Annotated in this window: 24 protein-coding genes, 1 other RNA gene and 1 riboswitch; of the genes, 8 read left to right on the top strand and 17 right to left on the bottom strand. The window is 67.2% G+C overall.

All coding sequences use genetic code 11. The features are described from left to right. Nucleotides 1-5: 5 nt before the first annotated feature. The 4 genes from U0025_RS00480 to rsmI all read right to left on the bottom strand — a co-directional run bounded on the left by U0025_RS00480 (nt 6) and on the right by rsmI (nt 3,079). Nucleotides 6-605 (bottom strand): DedA family protein, encoded by a 600-nt coding sequence (locus U0025_RS00480; protein ID WP_004210450.1) that lies wholly within the window; start codon nt 603-605, stop codon nt 6-8. A gap of 161 nt (nt 606-766) precedes the next feature. After that, on the bottom strand, nt 767-1,741 hold the full coding sequence (gshB, locus tag U0025_RS00475) for a glutathione synthase (protein WP_004210448.1): 975 nt from the start codon (nt 1,739-1,741) through the stop codon (nt 767-769). A 130-nt stretch (nt 1,742-1,871) separates the two neighbouring features. Then, entirely contained in the window at nt 1,872-2,225 is a 354-nt protein-coding gene (locus tag U0025_RS00470) for a YraN family protein (protein ID WP_004210447.1), read from the bottom strand. Then, nucleotides 2,222-3,079: a 16S rRNA (cytidine(1402)-2'-O)-methyltransferase gene (gene rsmI / locus U0025_RS00465; RefSeq protein ID WP_004210445.1), complete on the bottom strand. Its 858-nt coding sequence runs from the start codon at nt 3,077-3,079 to the stop codon at nt 2,222-2,224. The genes U0025_RS00470 and rsmI overlap by 4 nt, the downstream gene beginning before the upstream one ends. Nucleotides 3,080-3,090: 11 nt before the next feature. Between rsmI and U0025_RS00460 the strand changes: the two genes are divergently transcribed. Then, complete coding sequence (locus U0025_RS00460; protein ID WP_004210443.1) at nt 3,091-4,296, top strand: penicillin-binding protein activator; 1,206 nt, start codon at nt 3,091-3,093, stop codon at nt 4,294-4,296. A gap of 186 nt (nt 4,297-4,482) precedes the next feature. Here U0025_RS00460 and U0025_RS00455 read toward each other — a convergent pair whose 3' ends face one another. From U0025_RS00455 to U0025_RS00445, 3 genes are read right to left on the bottom strand one after another with little or no spacing between them, the layout of a single operon-like run. Continuing rightward, nucleotides 4,483-5,256, bottom strand: coding sequence for an ABC transporter ATP-binding protein (locus U0025_RS00455; protein WP_004210442.1), 774 nt, complete (start codon nt 5,254-5,256; stop codon nt 4,483-4,485). Then, nucleotides 5,250-6,245: a FecCD family ABC transporter permease gene (locus U0025_RS00450; protein ID WP_004210440.1), complete on the bottom strand. Its 996-nt coding sequence runs from the start codon at nt 6,243-6,245 to the stop codon at nt 5,250-5,252. Before U0025_RS00450 ends, U0025_RS00455 begins: the two co-directional genes overlap by 7 nt. A gap of 12 nt (nt 6,246-6,257) precedes the next feature. Next, nucleotides 6,258-8,114 (bottom strand): TonB-dependent receptor plug domain-containing protein, encoded by a 1,857-nt coding sequence (locus U0025_RS00445; RefSeq protein WP_004210439.1) that lies wholly within the window; start codon nt 8,112-8,114, stop codon nt 6,258-6,260. Nucleotides 8,115-8,285: 171 nt separating this feature from the next. After that, nucleotides 8,286-8,527: riboswitch (cobalamin riboswitch) on the bottom strand. 139 nt (nt 8,528-8,666) lie between these two features. Between U0025_RS00445 and U0025_RS00440 the strand changes: the two genes are divergently transcribed. The 5 genes from U0025_RS00440 to ispZ are packed head-to-tail and all read left to right on the top strand — an operon-like array spanning nt 8,667 to nt 13,454. Further along, nucleotides 8,667-9,674 carry a threonine ammonia-lyase gene (locus U0025_RS00440; protein WP_004210438.1) on the top strand — a complete coding sequence of 336 codons (1,008 nt, stop codon included), beginning with the start codon at nt 8,667-8,669 and terminating at the stop codon, nt 9,672-9,674. Between the two features lie 40 nt (nt 9,675-9,714). Continuing rightward, the gene (gene dapF, locus U0025_RS00435) at nt 9,715-10,527 is read left to right on the top strand and encodes a diaminopimelate epimerase (protein WP_004210436.1); all 813 of its coding nucleotides are present in this window, start codon (nt 9,715-9,717) and stop codon (nt 10,525-10,527) included. 2 nt (nt 10,528-10,529) lie between these two features. Further along, nucleotides 10,530-11,873, top strand: coding sequence for a tRNA (N(6)-L-threonylcarbamoyladenosine(37)-C(2))-methylthiotransferase MtaB (gene mtaB / locus U0025_RS00430; RefSeq protein WP_004210435.1), 1,344 nt, complete (start codon nt 10,530-10,532; stop codon nt 11,871-11,873). Beyond that, nucleotides 11,873-12,811 (top strand): signal recognition particle-docking protein FtsY, encoded by a 939-nt coding sequence (gene ftsY / locus U0025_RS00425; RefSeq protein ID WP_004210433.1) that lies wholly within the window; start codon nt 11,873-11,875, stop codon nt 12,809-12,811. Before mtaB ends, ftsY begins: the two co-directional genes overlap by 1 nt. After that, complete coding sequence (gene ispZ, locus U0025_RS00420) at nt 12,801-13,454, top strand: septation protein IspZ (protein ID WP_004210432.1); 654 nt, start codon at nt 12,801-12,803, stop codon at nt 13,452-13,454. Before ftsY ends, ispZ begins: the two co-directional genes overlap by 11 nt. 21 nt (nt 13,455-13,475) lie before the next feature. Here ispZ and rnk read toward each other — a convergent pair whose 3' ends face one another. Further along, nucleotides 13,476-13,886: a nucleoside diphosphate kinase regulator gene (rnk, locus tag U0025_RS00415; RefSeq protein ID WP_004210430.1), complete on the bottom strand. Its 411-nt coding sequence runs from the start codon at nt 13,884-13,886 to the stop codon at nt 13,476-13,478. A gap of 420 nt (nt 13,887-14,306) precedes the next feature. Between rnk and U0025_RS00410 the strand changes: the two genes are divergently transcribed. After that, nucleotides 14,307-14,921: a superoxide dismutase gene (locus tag U0025_RS00410; RefSeq protein WP_004210428.1), complete on the top strand. Its 615-nt coding sequence runs from the start codon at nt 14,307-14,309 to the stop codon at nt 14,919-14,921. Between the two features lie 169 nt (nt 14,922-15,090). Beyond that, nucleotides 15,091-15,537, top strand: a complete 447-nt coding sequence (locus tag U0025_RS00405; protein ID WP_080604494.1) for a hemerythrin domain-containing protein — start codon at nt 15,091-15,093, stop codon at nt 15,535-15,537. A gap of 7 nt (nt 15,538-15,544) precedes the next feature. Here U0025_RS00405 and U0025_RS00400 read toward each other — a convergent pair whose 3' ends face one another. The 9 genes from U0025_RS00400 to U0025_RS00360 all read right to left on the bottom strand — a co-directional run bounded on the left by U0025_RS00400 (nt 15,545) and on the right by U0025_RS00360 (nt 23,651). Then, on the bottom strand, nt 15,545-17,074 hold the full coding sequence (locus U0025_RS00400) for a methyl-accepting chemotaxis protein (RefSeq protein ID WP_004210425.1): 1,530 nt from the start codon (nt 17,072-17,074) through the stop codon (nt 15,545-15,547). Next, nucleotides 17,074-17,394 (bottom strand): hypothetical protein, encoded by a 321-nt coding sequence (locus U0025_RS00395; RefSeq protein ID WP_004210423.1) that lies wholly within the window; start codon nt 17,392-17,394, stop codon nt 17,074-17,076. The genes U0025_RS00400 and U0025_RS00395 overlap by 1 nt, the downstream gene beginning before the upstream one ends. A 54-nt stretch (nt 17,395-17,448) precedes the next feature. Then, nucleotides 17,449-17,817, bottom strand: coding sequence for a hypothetical protein (locus U0025_RS00390; protein WP_037490965.1), 369 nt, complete (start codon nt 17,815-17,817; stop codon nt 17,449-17,451). Beyond that, on the bottom strand, nt 17,790-18,338 hold the full coding sequence (locus tag U0025_RS00385; protein ID WP_004210421.1) for a J domain-containing protein: 549 nt from the start codon (nt 18,336-18,338) through the stop codon (nt 17,790-17,792). Before U0025_RS00385 ends, U0025_RS00390 begins: the two co-directional genes overlap by 28 nt. Nucleotides 18,339-18,387: 49 nt before the next feature. Beyond that, nucleotides 18,388-20,382, bottom strand: a complete 1,995-nt coding sequence (locus tag U0025_RS00380; protein WP_323156746.1) for a hypothetical protein — start codon at nt 20,380-20,382, stop codon at nt 18,388-18,390. Between the two features lie 55 nt (nt 20,383-20,437). Then, nucleotides 20,438-20,822: RNase P RNA component class A (gene rnpB, locus U0025_RS00375), an RNA gene on the bottom strand. Between the two features lie 29 nt (nt 20,823-20,851). Next, nucleotides 20,852-21,550, bottom strand: coding sequence for an N-acetylmuramoyl-L-alanine amidase (locus U0025_RS00370; protein WP_004210419.1), 699 nt, complete (start codon nt 21,548-21,550; stop codon nt 20,852-20,854). A 137-nt stretch (nt 21,551-21,687) separates the two neighbouring features. After that, nucleotides 21,688-22,557, bottom strand: a complete 870-nt coding sequence (locus tag U0025_RS00365) for a CheR family methyltransferase (protein WP_004210418.1) — start codon at nt 22,555-22,557, stop codon at nt 21,688-21,690. Next, nucleotides 22,557-23,651: a chemotaxis protein CheB gene (locus U0025_RS00360; RefSeq protein ID WP_004210417.1), complete on the bottom strand. Its 1,095-nt coding sequence runs from the start codon at nt 23,649-23,651 to the stop codon at nt 22,557-22,559. Before U0025_RS00360 ends, U0025_RS00365 begins: the two co-directional genes overlap by 1 nt. Nucleotides 23,652-23,653 lie beyond the last annotated feature (2 nt).

The following is a 23,653-nucleotide window of genomic DNA, read 5'->3' as shown; positions in this document are numbered from 1 at the left end:
CAGGCTTATCCCTTGGGCCGCCAGGTCGCCAGCCGCCAGAGATAGAGCAGCACCGCGCCGACCACGCAGGCGGTCGCCACCGGTCCCACATATTTGTCGATATCGCGGAAATTCTGGCCGAGCAGGAAGCCGGCATAGGCCAGCACCAGATTCCACACCAGCGCGCCGCCGGCAGTCCAGATCAGGAAGCGCACATGGCCCATGCGGAACAGGCCGGCGGGCAGCGAGATCATCGTGCGGAAGGCCGGCATGAAGCGGAAGACGAAGACGACGATCTGGCCATATTTGCCGAACAGCCGGTCCAGCGCCTCGACATCGCGCCATTCCAGCGTCGCCCAGCGGCCGAAGCGGTCGACCAGCGGCTTCAACCGGCCAAAGCCCAATATATGGCCGACCAGATACCAGAAATAATTACCGATCGTGGTGCCCAGCGTGCCCGCCAGCAGCAGCCATTCCATCGCCATCCGCCCCTGGCCGACGCGGATGCCGCCAATCCCCATGATCAGTTCGGACGGGATCGGCGGAAAGACATTTTCGAGGATCATCAGCAGGAAGATCCCCCAATAGCCCCCCGCATCGATCAACCGCAGCACCCAGTCGGTCATGACCAAAATCCGTTGGCGCCCGAACGCCCCCCCTCCGTTCGCCCTGAGCCTGTCGAAGGGCTCGGCCGACCGAAGGGAGGCACTTCGCTCCGCTCAGTTGAGGGCTTCGACAAGCTCAGCCCGAACGGATTTCGTTGTACCAAGCCCAAACTGCCCAAGGCTTAAGCCGCCGCCCGTGCCGCCAGGCGCGCGTCGATCGCGTCCCAGATCATGCCGCCGGTGTCGGTGCCGTCGAATGCGTCGATCGACACGATGCCGGTCGGCGACGTCACGTTGATCTCGGTCAGCCATTCGCCGCCGATCACGTCGATGCCGACGAACAACAGGCCGCGGCGCTTCAATTCCGGCCCCATCGCCTCGCAGATTTCCCGCTCGCGATCGGTCAGCACCGTCTTGGCCGCCGATCCGCCGACCGCCAGGTTGGACCGGATCTCGCCCGCGCCCGGAATGCGGTTGACCGCGCCCGCCACCTCGCCATCGACCAGCACGATGCGCTTGTCGCCCTGCGCGACGCCGGGGATGAAGGCCTGGACCATGAAGGGTTCGACCCACGAAGCCTTGAACAGTTCCACCAGCGACGACAGGTTCGCGCCATTGCTGCCGACATGGAACACCGCGACGCCGCCATTGCCATAAAGCGGTTTCACCACGATCTCACCATGCTCGGCCAGGAAGCTCTTCACCTCGGCGAGGTCGCGGGTGATCATCGTCGGCGGCATGAAACGGGCATAATCGAGCACGAACAGCTTTTCCGGCGCATTGCGGACGCTGGCAGGGTCGTTCACCACCAGAGTCTCTTCCTGCACCCGCTCCAGCAAATGGGTGGCGGTGATGTAGCTCAGGTCAAAGGGCGGATCCTGCCGCATCCACACGACATCGACGTCGCGGCCCAGGTCCAGCATCTCCGGCTCGCCCAGCGCATAATGGTCACCCTCGACCTTCTGCACCTTCACCGGCCGCGCCTTGGCCAGCACGCGGCCGTCGCGATAGGTCAGGTCAGGCGCCAGATAATGATAGAGCTTATGCCCCCGCGCCTGCGCCGCCAGCATGATGTGGAAGGTCGAATCGCCGGCGATCCTGATCCCTTCCATCGGGTCCATCTGCATGGCGACGGTCAGGGGGTTGAGTTCGGTCATCTTCATTCCTTTTACCGTTCGCCCTGAGCGAAGTCGAAGGGCTCCGCCGAGCGTTAGCGAGGTGACTTGCCTTCGCTGGCGCTCAGGCGTGGGCTTCGACTTCGCTCAGCCCGAACGGAATGGAGAGCCTTCACCCCCCATGCCAGACATTGGCCAGATGGCGTGGCGGGCGGCCGGGCGCAAGGAGGATGACGTCGATTCGCATGTCGTCTCCGGGTCTTGCCAGCTGATGCCATAATATTTCCGCGCTCGCCGCCACCCGCGCCAGCCGCCGCTGGTCGATCGCGACGTCCAGTTCGGCATCGGTGGCCCGGCTCTTCACCTCGACAAAGGCCAGCATCGCCCCCTTGCGCGCGACCAGGTCCACCTCGCCGGCGGGCGTGCGCAGGCGCTGGCCGACGATCTGCCAGCCCTTGAGGCGCAGCCACCAGGCGGCGATGCGTTCGGCCTGCCGGCCGCGCTTCTCCGCCTGCTGGCGGTTCACGCCTCGCGTTCCCCTTTCAGCTCATTCGCCCGGTCATAGAGCGTCCGCCGGTCGAGCCCCAGCTTCTTGGCGACCTCACCCGCCGCCTTCGACACCGGCAGCCGGGTCAGCGCCTCCCGCAGCGCCGCGTCGGCATCCTCTGCGCTGGCCGGCGGCGCCTCGCCGGGCGGGCCGATGATGACGACAATCTCCCCCTTGGGCGGGGCATCGGCATAGCGAGCGGACAGCGCGGTCAGTGTGCCGGTCGCCGTCTCCTCGAACGTCTTGCTGATCTCGCGACTGACCGCCGCCTCGCGATCACCCAGCGCCGCCGCCATCGCCGCCAGACTGTCCGACAGGCGCGGCCCGCTTTCGTAGAAGACCAGGGTCGCGCGCAACGCCACCACCTCGGCCAGCACGTCGCCGCGCGCCTTCGCCTTGTTCGGCAGGAAGCCCATGAACAGGAAGCGGTCGGTCGGCAGGCCCGACAGGGTCAGCGCCGCGATCGCCGCGCTCGGCCCCGGCAGGGTCGTGATCTTGCGCCCGGCCGCCCGCGCATCGCGCACCAGCTTGTAGCCCGGATCGGAAATCAGCGGCGTCCCCGCGTCCGACAGCAGCGCCACCGATTCGCTCGCCATCCGCTCGATCAGCCGCTGCCGCACATTTTCGGCGCTATGGTCATGATAGGGAATCATCGGTCGATCCGATCCCGCATGGCGCAGCAGCCTTGCGCTGACCCGTGTATCTTCCACGGCGACCACGTCAGCCAACCGCAGGACTTCCGCCGCGCGCGGCGTAAGGTCTCCAAGGTTGCCGATCGGCCCCGCCACGATGTAAAGCCCGGGCTCAAGCCCGGATGCCAATATAGTTTCCATAAGGATCCCAGATGACAGAGACGGATGCCCCCCGGCAAGCGAACATGTTCGCGGCGATGAAGCGCAGCGCGCGATTGCTGTTCGTTGCCAGCACCATCATGCTTGCCGCCTGTCAGTCGATCGTGCCCAAGGGCCCCGGCCCCGCCCAGCCCACCGGTCCCGCCAAGCCGGCCGGCCCGGAAGTGACCCAGGGCCTGCCGACCGATACCGCGCGCCACCGCGTCGCGCTGCTGGTGCCGACCAGCGGCCCCAATGCCGGCGTCGGCCAGTCCATCGCCAACGCCACCACCCTGGCGCTGATGGACATCAAGACCGACAAGGTCCGCATCACCACCTATGACACCGCCACCGGCGCAGCGGCCGCCGCCAACCGGGCGCTGGCCGACGGCAACCGCCTGATCCTGGGTCCGCTGCTGGCCGATGACGCTCGCATCGTCGGGCCGATCGCGGCCAAGGCCAATGTCCCGGTCATCAGCTTCTCCAACGACACCAGCGTCGCGGGCAGCAACATCTTCCTGATGGGCTATACGCCCAACCAGTCGATCGAGCGCGTGATCGGCTTCGCCCGTGAAAAGGGCCTGTCCAATTTCGGCGCGCTGGTGCCGCGCGGCACCTATGGCGAGCGCGCCGGCAATGCGCTGCTCCGCGCGGTCGAACAGGCCGGCGGCACCGTCGTGTCGATGCAGACCTTCGATCGCACCCCCACCTCGATCACCGCCGCGGTCAAGAAATTGCAGGCCTCGTCCAGCTATGACGCGCTGCTGATCGCCGACAGCGGCCGTGTCGCGCTGCAGGTCGCACCGATCGTGCGCAAGAATGGCGGCGCCAATGCCCGCCTGCTCGGCACCGAAATCTGGAATACCGAAGAATCGCTGGCCGCCAGCCCCGTGCTCCGCGGCGCCTGGTATGCCAGCGTGTCGGACGGTCTCTATCGCCAGCTCGCGACAAAATATCGCACCCGTTACGGCAGCGCGCCCTTCCGCCTGTCCTCGATGGGCTATGACGCGGTGCTGCTGACGGTGCGGATCGCCCAGGACTGGAAGCCGGGCGCGCCCTTCCCGACCGCACGCCTGCGCGATCCGGGCGGCTTTGCCGGCATCGACGGCGCCTTCCGCTTCAACCGCAACGGCATCGCCGAACGCGCACTGGAAGTGAGCGAGGTTGGCGCCGGCACGATCAGCGTGGTCGATCCCGCCCCGCGCGGCTTCGGCAACTAAACAAAACCTTGCGGTCGTTCCCCTCCCCGTTCGCCCTGAGCGAAGTCGAAGGGCTAGCCCGACCTTAGGGAGGGCACTTCGCTCCGCTCAGTAGAAGGCTTCGACTTCGCTCAGCCCGAACGGTGCAGATGAACTGCTCAACATGTTAAACAAAGGGGGCCGGAAGGCCCCCTTTTTCGTTACGGATCAAATCCGCGTCGTCGGCACGATCAGGGGCAGCCCGTCGCTGACGTCGATCCGCGCGGCGACGCCATAGACGGATGCCAGCCGCTCCGGCGTCAGCACGTCCATCGGCGCCCCGTCCGCCACCAGCGCGCCGCCATCCATCAGCAGCAGCCGGTCGCAATAGCGCGCCGCCATGGCCAGGTCGTGCAGCACGGTGACGACCAGCGCCCCGCCCTGCGCCTGCGCCCGCAGCAATGCCATAACGTCGATCTGGTGGCCGGGGTCGAGCGCGGCGAGCGGCTCGTCGGCGATCAGCGCCGGCGCGCCCACCGCCAGCGCCCGCGCCAGCAGCACCCGCGCCCGCTCGCCGCCCGACAGCTCGGTCGCGATCCGTCCCTTGAAGCCGTTAACGTCGGCGCGGACCATCGCATCCTCGATCGCCGCCTCATCGTCGGCGCTCAGGCGCGACAACGGCCCCAGATGCGGCAACCGCCCCAGCGCCACCAGCCGCTCGACCGCCAGGGGCCAGTGCAATGTCTGGCCCTGCGGCAGATAGGCGATGGACCGCGCCACCGCCTGGCGCGACAGCCGCTCAACCGGCGCCCCGCCCAGCAGCGCACGACCGGCGGCCGGCTTCACCAGCCCCAGCAGCGCCCGCACCAAGGTCGACTTGCCCGCGCCATTGGGGCCGATCACGCCGATCAACTGGCCCGGCGCCATGGTCAGATTGACGCCGCGCACCGCCAGATGGCGGCCCAGCCGGACGTCCAGTTGCTCGGTCGACAGGGTCACCATAGCCGCCGCTCCCGCATCAGGTGAATGAGGAAGACCGGCACGCCCAGGATCGCGGTCAGCACGCCCAGTTTCAGCTCGCTGCTGGTCGGGATGATGCGCACGCCGATATCGGCCAGGGTCAGCAGCACCGCGCCGCCCAGCATGGATGGCAACAGCAGCGCGGACGGCGATCGATCGGTCAGTGGTCGCACCAGATGCGGCACGATCAGGCCGACGAAGCCGATCGATCCGGTCACCGCCACCGCGCCGCCGACACCGATTGCCACCCCCGCCATCAGCCGCAGCCGCGCCCGCGACAGGTCGACGCCCAGCGCCCGCGCGCCATCCTCGCCCAGGGTCAGCGCATCGAGCGCGCGCCCATCATAGAGCAGCAGCGCCGCGCCGACCGCGATGCAGGGCAGTGCCAGCAACAGATGGTCGATGCTGCGATTTTCCAGGCTCCCCATCAGCCAGCTCATGATCTCCATCGCGGCAAAGGGATTGGGCGACAGGTTCAGCGCCAGGCTGATCCCCGCCCCCGCCAGCGTCGCGACGGCAATGCCGGCCAGGATCAGCGTCAACGGGCTTTCCGACGGCCCGGCAAGCAGGAACAGCGCGCCGATCGCCGCCAGCGCGGTGACGATCGCCAGCAGCGGCAATGCCATCGGATGCAATTCGGACAGGCCGAAATAGAGCGCGATCACCGCCCCCAGCGCCGCCGCATTGGACACGCCCAGCACGGCGGGTTCGGCCAGCGGATTGCGCAGATAGCCCTGCAATGCCGCACCCGACAGGCCCAGCATGGCGCCGACCAGCAGGCCGATCGCCATGCGCGGCAGGCGCAGGTCGATGACGATCGCCCGCGCCACCATGTCGCCACCGCCCGCCAGCACCGCCAGGATGCGCGCCGGCGCGATCGTCACCGATCCCAGCGCGACCGACGCGATGGCCGCGACCAGCAGCAGGGCGATCAGCCCCGGCAGCAACAAAGGATGCCGCCGCCCGCTCATGCGCGCCGCGCCTTAGAAGCGGACACGCACGCCGCCATAGGCCGACCGGCCATAGGTGCCATAGCCATAGGCGGTGGCGTAATCCGCATCGAACAGATTGTCGATCCGGCCATAGACTTCCAGATGGTCGCCCACGGGGAAGGACGCGCGCAGCCCGGCCAGCGCATAGCCGTCGAGCCGGCGCGTGTTGGCCGTGTCGTCATAGCTGTCGCCGACCATGGTCAGGGTCGCGCCGGTCGACAGGCCGAAGGCCCAGAGATAGTCGGCCGACACACTCACCGCATTGGCGGCGCGGCGCGGCAGGCGATTGCCGTCGGTGGCCCCGCCCGACCGGTCGCGCGCATCGACATAGCTGTAGGACGCCGCCACCGTCAGCGCCTCGACCGGCTTCAGCGTCAGCGTCGCTTCCACGCCCTTGGCGCGGGTCCGGTCCAGATTGCCATAGATGTAGGTCGCATAATCATAATTGATCTGGTTGCGGGTATCGCGCCGGAAGGCGGTCAGCGACAGCACCGCCTTGTCCCCGTCCAGGCTCTGGTCGAAGCCGATATCATAGCTTTTCGACCGTTCCGGCCGCAGCGCGCTGTTGCCGCTATAGGTGTCGTAGAGCTGATAGAGGGACGGCGCCTTGAACCCCTCGCCATAGGAAAGGCGGATATTGGTCGCGCCGGCGTTCGGCGTGTAATTGGCGTTGGCGCCAAAGGTGGTCGCGCCGCCGAACTGGCTATGATCGTCATGGCGCAACCCGCCGGTGACGGCGAGGCCGGTGAGCGGCTTCACCACCGCCAGCGCATAGACGCTGTCGATATTCGCCTTTGCGCTGTCGGTGCTGCCAAAGCCGAAATAATCATAGTCCGGCCGCTCATGCTCATAGCCGAAGATCAGCTTGGCCTGGTCGACCGGGGCATAGACGCCCTCATATTCGAAGCGCAGGTTGGTGCCCGAATAGCCATAGTCCGGGTCGGTGCCGCGCACGAAATAATAGTCGCGATCGTTGCGCAGCCAGGTGACGGCAGCGCGGTTGGTCAGCTTGCCGTCGAGCAGCGCCAGGTTGATCCCGGCATAGCCGACATATTGGTCCAGCTTGCTGACGTCGCTGCTGTCGGCCGGCGCGCCGAAGAAGCTGTCATAGTCGAGATCCGCATGGATATAGTAACCGCGCAGGTCGAGGCTGAGCGTGTCGGAAAAGGCGATCTTCAGCTTGGCATTGGTGGCGATATTCTCATAGCCATCCTTCTCCACGCCGCCGAACGACCGGCCGACCGAGGAAATGCCGTCGGTGTTGAAATAGGCAACGCCGACGCCGCCCGACACCGCCCCGCGCGTGCCCGACACATCGGCCTTGGCATTCAACGTGTCGCTATAGCCATAATCGGCCGAGGCATTGACCTCGAAACCCTCGCTCGGCGCGCCGGTCATCACATTGACCACGCCGCCGATCGCCTGGCTGCCATAGACGACCGAGTTGGAGCCGCGCAGCACTTCGATCCGGCGAATATTGCCGGTCAGCAGATGGCCGAAATCATAGCCGTCGCCGATGCCGCTCGGGTCGTTGACCTTGACCCCGTCGATCAGCACCAGCGTCTGGGTCGTCTCCGCGCCGCGCAGCGACACGCCGGTCACGCCGCCGGTGGAACCGTTGCGGCTGAAACGGACGCCCGGCGTGGTGGCGAGCAGGTCGACGACATCGACCGCCTGGCGCGTCCTGATCGTGTCGGCATCGATCACCGTGATCGCCTGGCCGACCTCGTCGCGCGGCTGCGCGATGCCTGAAGCGGTGACGACGATATCGTCATCCTGTGCCAGATCCTGGGCCAGTGCCGGCGTAGCAGCCAGCAGCGCGATCAGCGAAATCCCCAACGTCTTCATTTTATCGTCCCCCGGCGTCCGTCGATTTGGAACCGGGGCGTCCGCACAAGCGGTCGCTGCATGGGGATCGGGAAGACGCCAGCGCCCCGCCCCACGCACCGATGCGGCCCCGGCCGCCATGGGCGTCGCTCGACGGAAACACCGCGCCATGGCCATCCCCTGGGCCAGGGCAAGAGCGACCAGACGCCGGCAGGTCTCCTGGCTCGCGGGTCAGGGCAGCGATGCGCCAGCCTTCCCGGACCTGTCGGTCCAGTGGCCGGTTCCGGCCCTCCCCTTTTGAAGAGCCTGGAAACCCTGCGCATCGCGCTCACCGCTTACAGTTGCAGGGACAGCCGCGGATTTGGAAGGGCTGCGCCCCCCGCACCGCATTCCCGTTTTCAGCCCTTGCGGGCACCGGCGCGATCATGCGCGTCCGGGGCTTTTGACCGCCCCGGCGCGCGGCCCCCATAAGCCAAAGCACAAGCCCTGCCAAGCGGGCCAGGATCGCCCCGGCGGATCGTTGCGCGGCGCCGGCGGGCGGCTATGCAGGGGCCTCTGACCCAAGGAGCCGACATGACCGATTCGCCAGATCTATCCTTGATGGCCATCACTGCCGCCGACGTCGCCGATGCCGCGCGGCTGATCGCGCCGGCGGCGGTCCGCACCCCGCTGATCGAGAATGCCGCGCTCAACGATCATTGCGGCCGGCGGGTGCTGGTGAAGTTTGAGGGCGCCCAGCATAGCGGATCGTTCAAGTTCCGTGGCGCCTATAACCGCCTCGCCCGGCTGAACGCTGCGGAACGGGCGGCGGGCGTCGTCGCCTGGTCCTCGGGCAACCATGCCCAGGGCGTCGCCTTCGCCGCCCGCCTGCTCGGCATTCCCGCCACGATCGTGATGCCGGCCGATGCCCCGGCGATCAAGACGGCCAACACCCGCGCGCTCGGCGCAGAGGTCGTCCCCTATGACCGCTTCACCCAGAGCCGTGAGGAAATCGCCACCGCCCTTGCAACCGAACGCGGCGCCACCCTCGTCCCCTCCTTCGACGATCCCTTCATCATCGCCGGCCAGGGCACGATCGGCCTCGAAATATTGGAGCAGGCCCAGGCCGTCGGCGCTGACCTCGCACAGATACTCGTCTGCTGCGGTGGCGGCGGGCTGGTCGCGGGCACGGCGACGGCGGTCAAGGCCGCCCGCCCGGACATCGCCGTCTATGCGGTCGAGCCCGCCGGCTTCGACGACACCGCCCGCTCGCTTGCCAGCGGCGTGCGCGAAAGCGTCTCGCCCGACGCGCGCAGCATCTGTGACGCGCTGCTGGCGCCCAGCCCCGGCGCGCTGACCTTCCCGATCAACCATGCCCTGCTGGCCGGCGGCCTGGTCGTCAGCGACGATCAGGTGCGCGACGCGATGCGCTTCGCCTTCACCATGCTCAAGCTGGTGGTCGAACCGGGCGGCGCAGTGGCGCTCGCCGCCCTGCTCGCCGGCCTCGCCCCGCCCACTGACGGCGCCACCGCCCTCGTCATCTCCGGCGCCAATGTCGATCCACAGGATTATGCCGCGATCATCGGCGGCCAGAACGCCTGACCGCTGGTCTTTTGCCCCGTCCCGCACTAAATGCGGCGCCATGATGAGCCGCTTTTCCAAGATGCATGGTCTGGGCAATGATTTCGTCGTGATCGACGCGCGCCAGGCGCCGGTCGCGATGACGGAGGCGCGCGCCCGCGCCATTGCCGATCGCCATGCCGGCATCGGCTGCGACCAGTTGATCGTCATCGGCGATGCGGAGGCCGGCGATCAGGCCGACGTATCGATGCTGATCTTCAATTCCGACGGCTCGGAAGTGGAAGCCTGCGGCAATGCCACCCGCTGCGTACCGCTGTTCGTCGGCAAGGACGTGCTGATCCGCACCAGGGCCGGGCTGCTCGACGCCAAAGGCGTGGACGGCGGCGCCAGCGTCGACATGGGGGCGCCCCGCTTCGACTGGGACGCGATCCCGCTTGGCTATCCGATGGACACGCTGACGATGTCGGCCAGCTGGGAAGACCTGCCCGCCCCGGCCGCCGTCAATGTCGGCAACCCGCATGTGATCTTCTTCGTCGAGGATCTGGACGCGGTGGATTTCGAACGGCTCGGCCCGCTGATCGAGCATGACCCGCTCTTCCCCGCCCGCGTGAACGTCAATTTCGCGCAGGTCGTCGGCCCGCAGCATCTGCGCCTGATCGTCTGGGAACGCGGCGCGGGCCTCACCCGCGCCTGCGGCACCGGCGCCTGCGCCACCGCCGTCGCGGCGATCCGGCGCAAGCTGATGGCCGGCCCGGTGACGGTCAGCCTGCCGGGCGGCGATCTGGAGATCGACTGGGCACCGGGCGGCACGATCCGCATGACCGGCCCCGCCACCCATGTGTTCGACGGCGAGGCGGACTGGGACCGCTTCTGACCGTGCCCGGTCCCGACATCATCACCCTGGGCTGCCGGCTCAACATCGCGGAAAGCGAAGCTATTCGTGAGATGGCCGGCGCACAGGACGACCTGATCGTCGTCAACAGCTGCGCCGTGACGGCCGAGGCCGTACGCCAGACCCGGCAGGCGATCCGCCGCGCCAGGCGAGACCGCCCCGACGCCCGCATCCTCGTCACCGGCTGCGCTGCCCAGACCGAGCCCCAGACCTTCGCCGCCATGGCGGAAGTGGACGGCGTGATCGGCAACCGGGAGAAGCTGGAGGCCGCCGCCTATACCCCGTCATCCCAGCGACCCGAAGGGCGGCGTCAGCCAACGCTGGGATCTCAGGCCGGATGGAGCGCCCTGTCGCAAGAGACCCCAGCTTTCGCTGGGGTGACGGAAGAAGAAGCGAAGGTCAACGTTTCCGACATCATGGCCGTGCGCGACACCGCGCCGCACATGGCCAGCGCCTTTGCCGAACATGCCCGCGCCTTTCTGGAGGTGCAGAATGGCTGCGATCACCGCTGCACCTTCTGCATCATCCCCTATGGCCGGGGGAACAGCCGCTCCGTCCCCGCCGGCGCGGTGATCGACAAGGCGAAGCAACTGGTCGATGCGGGCTATAGCGAGATCGTGCTGACCGGCGTCGACGTCACCAGCTATGGCCCCGACCTGCCGGGCAGCCCCTCGCTCGGCCAGCTTGTCGAACGGCTGCTGCGCCATGTCCCGGACCTGCCCCGACTGCGCCTCTCCTCGATCGACAGTGTCGAGATTGACGAGCGGCTGTTCGACCTCATCGCCCATGAGCCGCGCATGATGCCGCATCTGCATCTCTCGCTGCAGGCCGGCGACGACATGATCTTGAAGCGCATGAAGCGCCGCCATGCCCGCGCCGACGCGGTGCGCATCGTCGAGCGGGTGAAGGCCGCCCGCCCGGACATCAGCATCGGCGCCGACATCATCGCCGGCTTCCCGACCGAGGATGACGCCATGTTCGCCAACAGCCTGGCGCTGGTCGCCGATTGCGACATCGTCCACGGCCATATCTTCCCCTATTCGCCGCGCACCGGCACGCCGGCCGCGCGCATGCCCCAGCTGGATCGCGCCACCATCAAGGCGCGCGCCGCCCTGCTGCGCGATGCCTGCACGGCCCAGCGCGATGCCTGGCTCGCCCGCCTGGTCGGCACCCGCCAGTCGGTGCTGGTCGAACGCAACGGCCTGTCGGGCCATGCGGAAAATTTCGCGCCGGTGCGGTTCATTACACCCCAGCCCCCCTCCACGATCGTCGCGGCCCGCATCAGCGGTCTTGAGAATGGCGCGCTGATCGCGCAAGAGGCGCAATAATGACTGACACCGGCACCAGCTGGCGCGACCGCCTCTTCGGCGGCCTCAAGCGCACATCCGACAAGCTCGGCGAGAATCTGACCGGCCTTTTCACCAAGGCCGCGCTCGACGACCAGACCCTCGACGAGATCGAGGAAGCCCTGATCATGTCCGATCTCGGCCCGGCCATGGCCGGCCGGGTTCGCGATCGCCTGGCCGAGGGGCGCTACAACAAGGAACTGACCGAGGAATATCTGCGCGAGATCATCGCGGAGGAGATTGAGAAGGTGCTGGCCCCGGTCGCCCGCCCGCTCGAGATCGAAGCCTTTCCGCGCCCGCAGGTGATCCTGGTCATCGGCGTCAACGGATCGGGCAAGACGACCACCATCGCCAAGCTCGCCAATAATTTCCTGGAACAGGATTATGGCGTGATGCTGGCGGCGGGCGACACCTTCCGCGCGGCCGCCATCGGCCAATTGAAGGTCTGGGCAGAACGTCTGGGCGTGCCCATCGTCGCCGGCAAGGAAGGCGGCGACGCGGCAGGCATCGTGTTCGACGCGGTCAAGCAGGCGACGGCCACCGGCATCGACGTGCTGATCGTCGACACCGCCGGCCGCCTGCAGAACAAGACCGAACTGATGGACGAACTGGCCAAGGTGCGCCGCGTGCTCGGCCGATTGAACCCGGCCGCCCCGCACGACGTTGTCCTGGTCCTCGATGCCACCACAGGACAGAATGCGTTGAACCAGATCGAAGTCTTCAAGGAAACCGCGCAGGTCACCGGCCTGGTCATGACCAAGCTCGACGGCACCGCGCGCGGCGGCGTGCTGGTCGCGGCGGCGGAGAAATATCGCCTGCCGATCCACGCCATCGGCGTTGGCGAAAAGATCGAGGATCTGCGCCCCTTCGATGCCGGCGACATGGCACGCGCGATCGCGGGGACGGCCTATGCCCGCTGACGCCAAGAAGCCCGCCCATGGCGGCAGCCTCAGCCTCGCGCTCGATTTCGGGCCGCTGCTGGTCTTTTTCCTGAGCTACAAGGGCGCGGGCTGGTTCTGGGGTGCGGGCAACCCGATCACCGCCATGAGCTTCGGCACCGCCGCCTTCATGGCCGCGATCGTCATCGCCGTCATCATCTCCAAGGTGAAGCTCGGCCGGGTCTCGCCGATGCTGTGGCTCTCGGCGCTGCTGATCCTCTTCTTCGGCGGCCTCACCATCTATTTCCACGACCAGCGCTTCATCCAGCTGAAGCCGACCATCATCTACGCCTTCTTCGCGCTGATGCTGTTCGCCGGGCTGCTACGCGGCAAGCCGCTGCTCAAATATCTGCTCCAGGCCGCCTATGACGGGCTGACCGAGGAAGGCTGGCGCAAGCTGTCGCGCAACTGGGCCCTCTTCTTCGTCGCCATGGCGGTCGCCAACGAACTCATGCGCCGGTCGATGAGCTTCGACACCTGGCTCGCGGTCAAGGTCTGGGGCGTCACCATCGTCTCGGTCGTGTTCGCCGGCGCCAACATCCCGATGCTGCTGCGCCACGGCCTGACCCTGGACGATGGCCTCGACAGCGACGAGGTGGGCGAAACCACCCCGCCGCAGGGCTGACGAAGCGCTGACCTGCGTGGTTCAGGCCTGCGCCTGAACCACCTCGTCCACCATGATGTCGCGCAGATGGCCGTCGCGGTCCGGCCACAATATGGCATTGCCCGCCCGCATCCCGATCAGCGCGGCGCCGACCGGCGTCAGGATCGATATCCGGCCCAGCGCCACATCGGCATGGCTGGGATAGACCAGCTCCACCCGACGCGGCGTCCCGCGCGCGCCATCGCGATAGAGGATGGTCGATCCCATCGCCGCGACATCGGCCGGCAGCGCCGCCCGGCTGCATAACTGCGCCCGGCCGACCTCCTCCAGCAACAACTGACTGACGTCGGGGAGGCGGTCGCGCACCGCCCAGGCCAGGTCGGAAATCATGTCGGCTTCGGATTCGACGATATGGATCGGCGGCACGGCCGCCCACTTCTGTTGCAGGGTCATGGGAAAACTTCCTGATAGGGGTGCGCGCCCGGTCCTCGGGCGCAAAGCGTCAAGAAGGGTGCCCCGAACCTGCCGGCAGCGCGCCTGTCAGGTCCGGGGCGGATGGCCCGCGAGAAGCTGTCCCCCATGATGGCGGAAGCGCGCAAAGATGACCTTGAACGGCATGGCCGGGATCATGTTCGGCCCCGTCCCGCCTGTCAAGCAAGCCGCCCGGCCCCTGCCCCGCCCGTCACCGCCCGAAAGCCCCGCCAACCGCCTGTTTCTGCGATCGTTTCGCAATAGGCACATATTGGTTTTCTTGGGCGTTGGGTGCGCATATGGGAAGCGTCGGAGGCGTCAACGCCCCGCCCGGACCATAGAATCAACCGGCCGCGCCAGCCATTGCCCGGCCGCCCCATAACGAACCCGAGGAGTTCCGCCATGGCCTTTGTTCTGCCCGATCTTCCCTATGCCAAGGACGCCTTTGGCGACATCCTGTCGGTCGAAACCTTCGACTTCCACCACGGCAAGCATCACAATGCCTATGTCGTGAAAGCCAATGAACTGGTCGCCGCCGACGAGAGCCTGCAGGGCAAGTCGCTGGTCGAGCTGATCAAGTCGTCGAAGGGCGGCCTGTTCAACCAGGTCGGCCAGATCTGGAACCACACCTTCTACTGGAACTCGCTGTCGCCGGTGAAGACCGCCCCGACCGGCGAATTGCTCGCCAAGATCGAGGAAGCCTTCGGTTCGGTCGACGCGCTGATCGAAAAGCTCAAGGCAGAGGCCGTCGGCCACTTCGCCAGCGGCTGGGCCGCGCTGATCCTGAAGGACGGCAAGCTGGAAGTAACCAGCTATCATGACGCCGACACCCCGGTCGCGCATGAAGGCCATGCCCCGCTGCTGATCCTCGATGTGTGGGAACATGCCTATTATATCGACTATCGCAACCTGCGCCCGGCCTATGCCGAAAAGCTGCTGAAGGAAGCGATCAACTGGGACTTCGCTGCCCTCAATCTCGACGGCCAGGGCGCCAGCCGCGCCGACCAGCCGGCCTGATCGCGACAGGCTCCGATGGGGCCTGATCCACAGGATCGATGACAGAAGGACCGTCCGGTGCGCAGGCGCCGGGCGGTCTTTCTTTTTACAGGCTTTGCGCGCTTTGCCCGCCCTGCGCTCCAATCCCCTCTTAACGCCGGCCGACGCATGATCGCACGGGGCAGGGAGGATGATCGCGATGAACATGGACGAGTTGGGCACGCAGCATGAGGAAATCGCCCTGATCGCCGCGCAACTGCGCCAGGCGATCGCCGATCCCGACCAGCCCCAGGCGGTGAGCGCATTGCGCTGGCAACTGGCGCGCAAGCTGATGGCCCATCTCGCGCTGGAGGATCGCATCCTCTACCCCGCGCTCCAGCGCCAGGGCGACGATCGCGTCCGCACCACAGCCGCGCGCATCCAGGCCGAGATCGGCGCGCTGGCCGAGAGCTTCGCCCGCTACATGGCCGCCTGGACGGACGAGCGTATCACCCGCGACTGGCGCGGCTTCTGCGCCGACAGCGGCCGGATATTGGATGCCCTCGGCCGGCGGATCGATCGGGAGGAGCGCATCCTCTACCCGCTGGCACGCTCCGTCGATGACGGGGCAACCGGCCAGATAGCCCGCGCCGGCTGACCGGCGATCAGGCCGCTTCCAGCTGCGCCACGAACAGGTCGGTCGCGCGCTGCAACTCCTGCGCGGTGCGCGACAGGCCAGCCGCCGCGCTCGATACGCGATCGGACAGATTTTCTGTATTGCGCGCGACATCGGCCACGGTCGCCATGCGCTGCGCCATATGATCGGCGTCGCGGGCGGTATCGCGCGCCGACTGGCCGATCGCCGCGGTCGCATCACGCTGGTCGGCCACCGCACGCTGGATCGCCTGCGCCGCCTGCGCCAGTTCCTCAACGCTCCCGGCGACCTCGGACAGGGCTTCCTGCGCCACCCCGGCCCCCTGCCGCGCGGACGAGGCCAGCGACTGGATTTCGCCGGTCGCACTCGCCGTCTGGTTGGCCAGCTGCTTCACCTCTCCGGCCACCACCGCAAAGCCGCGCCCGACCTCGCCGGCCCGTGCCGCCTCGATCGTGGCATTGAGCGCCAGCAAATTGGTGCGGGCGGCAATCTCGGTAATCGAATCGGCGAAGCTGGTGATCGACGCCGTGCGCCCTTCCATCGCCTGCATCGCTTCATGCCCCGCCACCGACACGCGCTGTGCCTCGCCGCCCAGGCTCGCCTGCTGGCTGGCCGCCGCTGCGATCGCGCTGATCGATTCGGACAATTGCTCGATCCGCCGCGCCAGCACCGCCGCGCTGGCCGAGGATTGCCCCGCCGCCGCCATCGTCTCGTCCGTGCCCACGCTCGCGCGGCGCGCCAGATCATGCAGCAGCCCGGCCGATTCCTTGAGTTCGCCCGTTGCCGCGCTGACCGCGCTCACCACGCCCGCCACCGACTGGCGGAAGGCGCCGACCAGCGCCAGCGTCTCGCTGCGGCGGTCCTGTGCCATCCGTGTCTTTTCGGCGTCCCGCTCGATCCGCAGATGCGCCTCGCGCGCGTCGGACTGGCGCTGGGCATCCATCGCCGATTCCGCCGCATTGCGCCCGGCCTGCGCTTCCCGCGCCAGCCGGGCAGTGTCCGCCACATGCGCATCCTGCGCCAGCAGCAGCCCATGCAATTTGATGCTGAGATAGCCCAGGATCGTGCCCTGCAGCACCACCGCAAAGCCGTGGATGATGACCCGGCCGATCTCCGCCTGCCCCGAAAACACCCAGTTGGGCGCGACATAGGTCAGCACCAGATGATGCAGCGCGATCAGCACCGACGCCAGCAGGATCGGCCGCCAGTCGTAGAGCACCGCCAGCGAGGCGAGCGCCACGAAGAAATACATGTGCGCGTCCATCTGCCAGACATGGCCGCTCAGCAGGAACAGGGTGATCGCCGGCTGCACCGCCGCCAGCGTCCCCATCACCAGCCGCACCTCCAGGTCGTTGCGACGCCGCATCACCATCCAGGTCGGCAGGATATTGGCCAGCGCCGACAGCAGCATGGCGGGCGCCGCCCGCTCATTGCCAAGCATCATGCCGCCAATGCCGATCAGCACGGTCCAGATCAGGCTGCACAGCAGCAGGATGCGCAGGCCATGCAGGCGCAGGCTTTCGAGACTGTTGAACGCCATCAGGCCAATCCTCCCACCGGTTCGCCACAGGCCGCGGCAAAGGCACGCAGCGGCAATATACCACCCCGCAACAGGGGCAGCAGCGCGTCGCGTTGCCCCTCCACCACCATCGATCCGGGCAGGCGTCCGCTCGCCACCAGCCGGGCGCCATGCGCCACCGCATCGGGCACCAGATGCGCGCGCGCACCGGCCGTCATCGGGATCAGCAGGATGCGCCCCTGCGCCGGCGGATTGCCGTAGAGCAGGGCGAGACCCAGGAGGATGATCGCGAGCTGGGCCAGCAGTACCGCACCGCGCGAGGAAGGAAGCCATATCCGCATGGCATCCCCCCTAGGAAATGTTGGTAAGGATAGGCTTAACAGGCCCATCCGGATTTACGCATTTTGCGTAAGCCAGCCCGGATTCTGCGCTTCCGCCTGCGCCGGCAGGTCCAGCGCCGCCGCCAGTGCGTCCAGATCCGCCCCCGGCCGCACCAGCAACCAGTCGCGGCTCGCGGCACCGTTGACCACGGTGACCGCACCCCTGGGACAGACGCCCAGGCAATTCGCCTCGATGATGCCCGCTGCCGCCTTGCGCCCCTTCTTCAGCGACAAATGCCGCCGCAGCGCCTTGGCCAGCCGCTCTTCGCCATCCTTGCCGAAGCCGCCGTCCAGCTTCTTCGAGCATTTGCGGCAGACCAGCACGGCATTATGCCAGTTGGACCGGACATGATCCTTCAATCGCTGGCGCCCCGCGGCTTCCAGGTGCGCCGTTCCTCGGCCGCGCGCAGTACCTCATAGGCGGCCTGGATTGTCTGGAACTGCACCGCCGCCTCGGCATCGCCCGGCTTCACGTCAGGATGATATTCCTTGGCCAGGCTGCGCCAGCTCTTGCGCACCGCCTCGAAATCGGCGTCATCCTCCAGCCCCAGCGCCTGCAGCGCGTGCATCTCGTCGCGCGACCGGCTGCCGTCGCCGGGGCCGCCCCAGCCATGATGGGCGCTCGACTGATAGCCGCCGGCATCGCGCCGTTCGGTGCGCTCGCGCTCGGCCCGCTCTTCCTCGTCCAGCCCCTGAAAATAGTCCCAGTTGCGGTTATATTCGGCCGCATGCTCGCTGCAGAAATACCAGCGGTCCGGGCTGTTGGGCGATTTGGGCGCGGGGCAGTTACCCGGCTGGTCACAGCCGAAACGGTCGCAGATGCGTACGCGCTGCGCTTCCCGCGTCGCGCCATAGGCACGCCAGCGGGGAAAACCCCAGTCATTGGATCGGCTCTGTCTTGCCATCGGACCAAATTAGGGAAGCCGCGCCCGGAAAGCCAGCCCTGCGGCGGGATTAGCGACGGAAAGTCACCCCCTGCATGTTGCCGCCGCAGCCAAGGCCACCATCGGGGCGATAGCTTTGCTCATATTTGGCCCGCGTCACGATCTTCGTGCCGTTGGTGCCAAAGATCATCGGCGGATAGGTGATGACGGCCCGCTGGTTGCGGGTCGTGCCGTCCGCCGCGATGTCGAACTGGACCCGCGTCCATCCCTCGACACCCACGGACACCATGTCCGTGGGATAATCGGCGGAGGATACTGGCGCGCTGCGCAGGCTGGGCTTGGCATCGACGATCGAACATTGCTGCGCTGACAATCCGGTCGCGGCATAATCGGCCCGTGCCGCTTCCAGATTGCCGCCGGTCGCCTGCAGGCTCGCCCGTCGCACCAGCGCTGCCACGCGCAGCGGATCATTGGCCGGCAAGGCGCCATCGTCGATCACCGCGTTGAGCAGCGCCTGCGACCCGGCCTTTTCCCTGGGCCTCAGATCATCATATGCCAGGATCGCGAAGGTCGCCCGTGCATCGGCATCGGCCTGATAATCGGCAGCGCGCAACACATAGGGAGAATCGGCCCGGATACGGATATCCACATGTTCGGCGGCATCATGGACCAGGCGGTCGACCAGCAATTGCGCCAGCGGCGGGACATCCGCCGTTCTCACCACCCGGCGCAGCAACGGACCATAGGTCTCGACATCCTCGCGCGCGGCCATCGATCCGGCGAGCAGCGGGATCAGCACCGGCACCAGCTCCACCGTCGTATCGCCCTTCTGGCTGCGGATCAGCTGCGCCTGCTGCAACAGCAGGGCGCGCTGCCGGGTGATCGGCACATTGTCCAGCACCGGGCCGGGAACGCGCCTGGCCTCCAGCCAGTCGCCCAGCGCCTTGGTCGGACCCGCCAGCATCGACGGGCCGCCTTCCGCGGTCGAACAACGCAGTTCCAGCCGCGTCACGAACCGGAACAGCGCCGGGATCTTATTGACGTCATCGGGCCGCCACGACCAGTCTCGCACCGCCCGCGCAAACGCGAGCGCCGAAGGGCCGGGACGCGATCCATAGACCGGCCGGGCATAGGAAACAGCGCCGCTGTCGCTGATGCCGAATTCCACCACGGCATAATCCTCGGGCTGGATGCCATCCTCGCCACAGCGCGGCAGCGCCATGTCCGCGCCCTGGGTGAAGTCCTGCTGCGGCATGCGCCCGGCACCGGTATAGACCAGATAATTGCGCGCCGTTTCGCGATGGCCGGCCAGCATGGCGGCGATCGACGCATCCGACCGGGTCACCAGATCATCGAAATCGACCCTGGTGGTCAGCCCACCCTGCTGCTTCACCGCCCGTGCGAACAGTTTTTCCGCAGGATCGAACTGGCCCAGATTGAGCAGCGCCCGCCCCCGGATCAGATCGATATGCGCCAGCGACGCCTTGTCGAACATCTTGGGGTCCGCCACCGCAATGGCATTGGCCGCTTCGGCGGCCTTCAGCGCTTCGGCCGGATCGACGAACGTACCGGCCTGCGCCTGCCCCAGCAGCGCCTGGATGCGCGCCGCCGGCCCCTCCGCTTCGGCCAGCGCCGCGCTGAAATGGGCCAGCGCGCCGACATAGTCGAGGTCGCCCATCGACACGCGCCCCAGCGTGTAGGCGGCACGATAGCGGTCGGTCGACAGGCTGGTATCATCCCTGGGCAGGGCCGGCGCCGCCTGGTTCAGCAGGTCGCGCGCCTCGGCCCAGCGCGACAGTTCCGCCAGTACCATCGCCTTGCGCACCCGCACGATCGCCAGGCTGCGCGGATTGCGCACCACCCGGCCTTCGAGCGTGGTGAGGATTTCAAGCGCGCGGGGATAATCCGCCGCCTCGGTGGCTTGCGTCGATTGCTCGAACAATTGCTGGATCGTGCCGGTTGCGGGCGCGGGGGCCGGCGCTGCCGGCGCCGCCTGCTGCATCGCATGCCCGATAGCGGGCATGGCGGCCATCGCCATCAGCAAGGCCAAATATCTGTTACGCAAACCATATCCCCCCAAGACCACGGACCGGTTATTGCGATAACCTCGCAACAGGGGAAATGCCAGAGGGCCTGTAAGCCGGGTTCTGTCCACCCCCAAGGGGGATAGGCGACCATTCCTCTAGGGGACGGATTGCTCCGTCCCTCAAGCAACCAACCCGGGCGGTCTCAGTCGAAACAGACCTAGCAGTCAAGCTGCGCGCCGCCCCTATTCGGTCTTGCTCCCGGTGGGGTTTACCGTGCCGTCTCGCGTTGCCGCAGACGCGGTGCGCTCTTACCGCACCCTTTCAATTTCACTGGGCCGAAGCCTTAGTGACCTGCTTTCTGTTGCACTGTCCCTTGGATCACTCCAGCCGGCCGTTAGCCGGCACCGTCATTTCGTGGAGCCCGGACTTTCCTCGCCGTGGAAGTTACCCGCCACGCCGCGGCCGCCCGGCCCTCTGGCACAGGCGCCTATAGGCGCAAAAATCGGGTCAGTCATCCCCTGTCGGCTTGGGCAGCAGCAGCGCGAGCAAAATCGCCCGGCATTCGCCATCAATGACGCCGTCGATCAGTTCGGGGCGAAAGCGCCGCTGGAAGGCGACGACCGCCGGCTCCGGCTCGGCAATGTCATAGCCGAAACGTTCGAGCGCCAGCATGAAGCCGCTATCGGTCCAGTGCGGGTCCATCAGATTCTTGGTCGGTCGCGGCAGCGCCAGCCGCAGCCGCGCCAGTTGCCCCCAGGGAAAAAGTTCGCCCGGATCCTGCTTGCGCGCAGGCGCGATGTCGCTGTGCCCGACGATATTGCCGCGGGTGATCCGGTGGCGCTGGACGATGTCATGCACCAGCGGGATCAGCGATCCCATCTGCGCCTCGGGGAAAGGCCGATAGCCCCATTCATGCCCCGGATTGACGATCTCGATGCCGATGCTGGCGCTGTTCACATCGTCGATGCCGCGCCAGTGCGACCGGCCGGCATGCCAGGCGCGCTTGTCCTCGGCCACCATGCGGATGATCTGGCCATCCTCGGTCACGACATAATGGGCCGACACCTTGGATTCGGCATTGGCCAGCCAGTTGATGGCGCTCGCCGCGTCCGGCATGCCGGTATAATGGAGCACCAGCATGGTGATCGGCAGGCTGCGCTCGTCATAATTGGGCGACGGCGTCTCGATCATGGGGATGTCGGTCATCGCAAAGGGCCCGTCACCACGAAAAGTCCAGTCTCACGCCCTGTTCCGCCCTGCGTCGCGCCGCGTCATGCAGCCACGAACGGAATCATGGCCGAGACCGGCGCGGCAATCAAGCGTGGTAAATGATCGGCGGACGATTAGCCCGCGCGTCGGGCCGAATTGCAGGCATCGGTCGAAGGCCCCCGCCGCGCATAACTGCCGCGGAATTCGGGATGCGGCACGAATTCCTCGCTCTGGCCGATCACCGTCTCGCCCGCGCCCAGCAGCAGCACCGACCGATCATGGCTGTGTCGGGCCAGCAGGTCGAACACGCTCTGGCGCCGTTCGGGCGAGAAATAGAGCAGCACATTGCGACAGAGCAGAAGGTCATAGGCGCCGGTCGGCACCCGCGCGGCGAACAGATTATCCTGACGGAAGTCGATCATCCGGCGCAGCTCCGGGTTCGCGCGCCAGTCATCGCCCGCCGGCTCGAACCATTTGATGAGGTCGCCGATCGGCAGGCCGCGCTGCACGTCCATCTGCGAGAAAATGCCGCTGCGTGCCTGGTCGATCGCCGCGCTCGAAATATCGGTCGCCAATATCTCGATCCGCCAGCCGGCCCAGCGCGCCGCCTCGTTGCAGAAGCGGATCGCCAGCGAATAGGCCTCCTGCCCGGTCGAACAGCCCGCACTCCAGATCCGCAGCACCCGGTCGCCCCGCGCCTCCTGGATACGCGGCAATATCTGCCGGTGGATGAGGTCGAATATCTGCAGATCGCGGAAGAAGCTGCTTTCGTTGTTCAGCAGGGCGTTCACCACATCCTCGTCCAGCCGCGGATTGCGGCTGCGCAGCAGCTTCCCGGCCAGTTCGTCGATATCCTGCAGGCCATGGTCGCGCAGCACCGGCTTCAGCGCCGTCTCCATGCGCCAGGCCCGCCCCTCGGACAGAACCTGGCCGGTCCGCGCTTCCAGCAGACCCGTCAAAATCCGGGCAGCGCCCGATCCCATCCTGGAAGGGGGCAAGGCCATCAGTCGTTCATCTTTCCGCGTCGTGCGACAAAATCCATGATCGCATGGGGTTCCATCAGGGCACAGGTCAGCCCTGCCCCCGCGACCGATCCCGGCATCCCCCATACCACGCTGCTTGACTCATCCTGGGCGACGATCCAGCCGCCCGCTGCCACGATATCCCGCGCCCCGGCCGTGCCGTCGCGGCCCATGCCGGTGAGCACGATCCCCGCCGCACCCGCGCCATAGACATCGGCCATGGCGGCGAACATCGGGTCGACACCCGGCAGATTGCCCGACGGCGTCCGTTCCGGGTCCAGCACAATGCTCACCCGGCCATGCAGCCCGCGCCGCAACAGCAGGTTGGCATCGCCCGGCGCGACATAGACGGTGTCGGGCGCCAGCTGGTCGCCGGCCTCCGCCACCTTGACCCGCAGGCTGGTCATGCGCGCCAGTTGCTGCGCGAAATAGACGGTAAAACTGACCGGCAGATGCTGGGTCAGCAGGATCGGCACGCCCAGCGGCGCGGTCAGGCCGCCGAACAACTGGCTGAGCGCATGGATGCCCCCGGTCGAGGCGCCGATGCCCAGGCAGGCCAGGGGTTCGACCGCAGCGCTGGTCGCATGGGCGGACGGAACCATGGTCGACCGCTGCGCCGGTGCCGTCGGCGCTTCGCCGCCGAACAGCCGGCCAAGCCGATCGATCAATGCCTGTGGGAATTGTTCGCCAAAGCTGCCGCTGCCCGGCTTGGACAGGATATCGCTCGCACCCAGCGCCAGCGCCTCGATCGCCGCCGCACTGCCCTCCTCGCAGCGGCCCGACAGGATCGCCACCTTGCCCTGCGGGTTCGATCGCAGGATCGCGGGCAGCGCCGCTAGGCCGCTCTGGCCCGGCAGTTCGATGTCGAGCAGCACCAGGTCGACACTATGTTCGGCCAGATAGCGCAGCGCATTTTCCGCGCTGTTGGTCTTGTGGACGACGGTAAAGCCGGGATCGGCGTTCAGGATGCGCTCGATCACCGTGCGCACCACCACCGAATCGTCAACCACCAGCGTGCGCACCGCGGGAGCGGTGTGGCTGTCGAGGCTGACCATGGTCGGCACGAAGACGGTCATTG

The organism is Sphingobium yanoikuyae, assembly GCF_034424525.1.
Lineage (GTDB): Bacteria > Pseudomonadota > Alphaproteobacteria > Sphingomonadales > Sphingomonadaceae > Sphingobium > Sphingobium yanoikuyae.
The sequence above is the reverse complement of the archived record's forward strand: the minus strand, read 5'-3'. Positions and strand labels throughout refer to the sequence as shown.

Coding starts and splice junctions, on each gene's coding strand:
- U0025_RS00480 (WP_004210450.1), bottom strand. CDS start 605: ATGACCGACTGGGTGCTGCGGTTGATCGATGCGGGGGGCTATTGGGGG.
- gshB (WP_004210448.1), bottom strand. CDS start 1,741: ATGACCGAACTCAACCCCCTGACCGTCGCCATGCAGATGGACCCGATG.
- rsmI (WP_004210445.1), bottom strand. CDS start 3,079: ATGGAAACTATATTGGCATCCGGGCTTGAGCCCGGGCTTTACATCGTG.
- U0025_RS00460 (WP_004210443.1), top strand. CDS start 3,091: ATGACAGAGACGGATGCCCCCCGGCAAGCGAACATGTTCGCGGCGATG.
- U0025_RS00455 (WP_004210442.1), bottom strand. CDS start 5,256: ATGGTGACCCTGTCGACCGAGCAACTGGACGTCCGGCTGGGCCGCCAT.
- U0025_RS00450 (WP_004210440.1), bottom strand. CDS start 6,245: ATGAGCGGGCGGCGGCATCCTTTGTTGCTGCCGGGGCTGATCGCCCTG.
- U0025_RS00445 (WP_004210439.1), bottom strand. CDS start 8,114: ATGAAGACGTTGGGGATTTCGCTGATCGCGCTGCTGGCTGCTACGCCG.
- U0025_RS00440 (WP_004210438.1), top strand. CDS start 8,667: ATGACCGATTCGCCAGATCTATCCTTGATGGCCATCACTGCCGCCGAC.
- dapF (WP_004210436.1), top strand. CDS start 9,715: ATGATGAGCCGCTTTTCCAAGATGCATGGTCTGGGCAATGATTTCGTC.
- ftsY (WP_004210433.1), top strand. CDS start 11,873: ATGACTGACACCGGCACCAGCTGGCGCGACCGCCTCTTCGGCGGCCTC.
- ispZ (WP_004210432.1), top strand. CDS start 12,801: ATGCCCGCTGACGCCAAGAAGCCCGCCCATGGCGGCAGCCTCAGCCTC.
- rnk (WP_004210430.1), bottom strand. CDS start 13,886: ATGACCCTGCAACAGAAGTGGGCGGCCGTGCCGCCGATCCATATCGTC.
- U0025_RS00410 (WP_004210428.1), top strand. CDS start 14,307: ATGGCCTTTGTTCTGCCCGATCTTCCCTATGCCAAGGACGCCTTTGGC.
- U0025_RS00405 (WP_080604494.1), top strand. CDS start 15,091: ATGATCGCGATGAACATGGACGAGTTGGGCACGCAGCATGAGGAAATC.
- U0025_RS00400 (WP_004210425.1), bottom strand. CDS start 17,074: ATGGCGTTCAACAGTCTCGAAAGCCTGCGCCTGCATGGCCTGCGCATC.
- U0025_RS00395 (WP_004210423.1), bottom strand. CDS start 17,394: ATGCGGATATGGCTTCCTTCCTCGCGCGGTGCGGTACTGCTGGCCCAG.
- U0025_RS00385 (WP_004210421.1), bottom strand. CDS start 18,338: ATGGCAAGACAGAGCCGATCCAATGACTGGGGTTTTCCCCGCTGGCGT.
- U0025_RS00370 (WP_004210419.1), bottom strand. CDS start 21,550: ATGACCGACATCCCCATGATCGAGACGCCGTCGCCCAATTATGACGAG.
- U0025_RS00365 (WP_004210418.1), bottom strand. CDS start 22,557: ATGGCCTTGCCCCCTTCCAGGATGGGATCGGGCGCTGCCCGGATTTTG.
- U0025_RS00360 (WP_004210417.1), bottom strand. CDS start 23,651: ATGACCGTCTTCGTGCCGACCATGGTCAGCCTCGACAGCCACACCGCT.